This is a genomic window from Robiginitalea sp., from assembly GCF_049588695.1.
Taxonomy (GTDB): domain Bacteria; phylum Bacteroidota; class Bacteroidia; order Flavobacteriales; family Flavobacteriaceae; genus Robiginitalea.
The window spans coordinates 1-2,758 of sequence record NZ_JBAVZJ010000247.1 but is presented as its reverse complement, the minus strand read 5'-3'; the positions used below and the strand labels follow the sequence as shown (position 1 = coordinate 2,758).

1 protein-coding gene and 2 pseudogenes are annotated in these 2,758 nt (G+C 48.1%); all 3 read right to left on the bottom strand.

Annotation, left to right across the window (positions count from 1 at the left end):
* Positions 1 to 461 (bottom strand): annotated as a pseudogene (locus WBV75_RS06010) (1,4-alpha-glucan branching enzyme); the annotation flags it as partial.
* Between the two features lie 7 nt (positions 462 to 468).
* Positions 469 to 2,115 (bottom strand): maltokinase N-terminal cap-like domain-containing protein, encoded by a 1,647-nt coding sequence (locus tag WBV75_RS06005; RefSeq protein ID WP_424119738.1) that lies wholly within the window; start codon positions 2,113 to 2,115, stop codon positions 469 to 471.
* 1 nt (position 2,116) lies between these two features.
* A pseudogene (locus WBV75_RS06000) lies at positions 2,117 to 2,758 on the bottom strand (alpha-1,4-glucan--maltose-1-phosphate maltosyltransferase); the annotation flags it as partial.

Here is a 2,758-nt window from a genome sequence, read left to right as displayed (position 1 = left end):
GAATAGGGTTGGTCGAGACTGTTTCGTTTTTCCCGGTTTCGCATCCAGCTGCTGTCTTTCCATTTGTAAGGTGCCTCCCAAACCACTGAAGCTGTCTTTGGGGGGTGTTCCGAGCGACGGGCAAAGGGATCTGCCTTTTCGGTCTTGCGGTCCTCCAGGTGGGAGTGTATTTTGTATTTGTACAGGGTTCCCGCTTTTAAATCCGGTATAAAACCCTCCCATATTCCACTGCCGTCCCAGCGCACATTTAAGGGATGTTCACCCTCCAGCCAGTAATTGAAATCCCCCACTACCGAAACGGCTTTGGCGGACGGGGCCCATACGGCGAAATAAACCCCTTTAACCCCATCCACCTCGGTGAGATGGGAGCCCAACTTTTCATAAAGACGGTAATGCTTCCCCGATTTAAAAAGGTCGATGTCAAAATCGGTAAATTTACTGTGTGGGAGTACGTGGCCCATAGGGTTTTTAGTTTTTATCATTGATTATTCCCCGGATACCTTCCAGGGGGATGACGGCCCAGTGTGGCCTTGAGTTCATTTCGTAGCCCAACTCATAAACGGCTTTCTCGAGCATACAGTATTTTAAGAGAAAAATTCGTTCGGCACTGTACCCAATATTGATGTTGTGTTCCTGTATCAAATGCACATAAGTCTCCAGGAATACACCGATGAAGTATCTGTAAAGCAGTTCCCCTGCCTCAAAAAGGGCCTCTTTGGGATAGGGATATGACCCATCATTATTGAAAATAGTCGCGTAAATGGCATAGTGGAAGGACCGGAACATCCCCGCAATATCCTTTAGCGGAGGTTGTTTGACCTTACGATCCCGAATGGTACTCTCGGGCTCACCTTCAAAATCCAGGAGGAAAAAATCATCCCCGTGCACCAAAACCTGTCCGAGGTGATAATCCCCATGAACCCTGAGGCGTTCTCCTTTGAGTTTGGTCCAGTCAAATTTCACAAATCGCTTTCGTATTTCATTTTTGCGTTCCAGGAACTCCTCGGCCAGTTCCAGGGCGGGGCCCTCGAGACGGTGTAAGTTGTTTTCTACCGTATTGAGTCGATTCTGAAACATGTAGAGGAGCCTGTTCTTCAGCCAGACTTCATAGTCCCCGTTAAAACGCTCCGGGGTAAAGGAAGTATCCTCAAATTCAGATCCCAGGGCGATATGCATTTCCGCCGTCCGCTCGGCCAGCTTCTGCAGTCTTGTAAATACACTAAGGCCGGCCCAGTCGATGATTTCAGCCGGGACCTCCCGAATCTTCAAACGCTCAAAAAGCTCCACAGAGGGGAGTTTTTCAATGGCGATTCCTTTGTATTCCAGGTTGGCAAAAATCTTATTGAGTTCACCCAGCATAAACTCCCAGGCATCCCCGTTATTGGGGACCATTTCCTGCATCAGGGCAATGGTTACATTTACATTGTCAGAATCCATGATGCTCAGACTTCCCTGATAGGCTGGGGTATTGCTAAATCCTTTCCGCTCCGAGAGGAACCTGCTCATTTCGTAATCCGGATTCTTATCGGCATAAATCCGGCGGAAGAATTTAATCACCGAAGCCCCGTTGATGATTATAGAGGTATTGCTTTGCTCCAACCCCATAAACCGGGAAGATTCATAGGGTGGCGGATCAAAGGTATCACTGCAATGATACCGAACCCGGGTTGTATCATTGGGTTCTGCGGTAATGATGCGTTCATAGACCAGTCGCCTGAAAGCTTCCAGGTTCACCGCATCGATAATAAAGCCCTCAACCCCGTTGATGGTCACCGGTAGGATTCGGTCCTTTTCGGCAAAACTCTCGTCCGAGACAAACGCTATCGGCAGAAAGTAGTGTTGGTAAAACGCCTCATCAAAATTCACCTCCAACAGCAGGCCGTAATACACTTCTTCCCGCTGCTGAATGCGAAAGTATTCCTGAATTTCAATATACTTCAGCGAACTCGATTTTCCCCCGTACCACCTTTGTTGTTGCACATAATTCTCGAGAACATCGGAAAGAAAAACGGTCATAAATTTCCCGTCCTCCATGAGCTGTTCCCAGGGCACATCAAAGCTGTAGGACTTCTGAGGGGCTTGTTTTGGTTTTTGTTTTTCCTTGGGCGTACTCATACTATCTGATCTGAAAAATGTGAAAGGGTAAATCCGGGTTCAGGGAAACGTAATTCCACTCCGATTCCCAATGGTATGTGGTATGGGTTAAGAGATCGTACATATGAAACGGCCCGTTTTCCATTGAGGGCAGCCGATCCAGGGGAAGCTGAACATAACCCTGCTGGCTGTTGGCAGCGTCCAGGCTGATGATGATCAAAAGGCGATCTGACTGGGAATCATCCCATTTATAGAACGCCAGCAACTGTTCGTTCTCCAGGCCGCAAAAACGTATGTTATTGGTCTGCTGCAGGGCAGGGTGCGCCTTTCGGATTGCATTTATCCGTCCGATAATATGCGTCACTTTGTTTTTAATGTTCCAATCCCAATGCCGGATTTCGTATTTCTCAGAATTCAGGTACTCCTCCTTGGAAGGGTAGGGCTCTGAATCCATATATTCAAAAACAGGTCCGTATATCCCAATATTTCCGCTAAGGGTAGCCGCCAGGGCATAGCGAATCAGGTGCATGCCCTCCCCTGCCCCTTGCAAATGAAAGGGATTGATGTCCGGGGTATTTGGCCAGAAATTCGGTCGGTAATACTCCCGCATTTCGCTTTGGGTCAGCTCCACCATATACTCGATAAGTTCCGCTTTGTGTTCCCT

Bases quoted from the DNA above. Each gene is read 5' to 3' on its own strand.
- WBV75_RS06005 (WP_424119738.1), bottom strand. From the start codon at position 2,115: ATGAGTACGCCCAAGGAAAAACAAAAACCAAAACAAGCCCCTCAGAAG.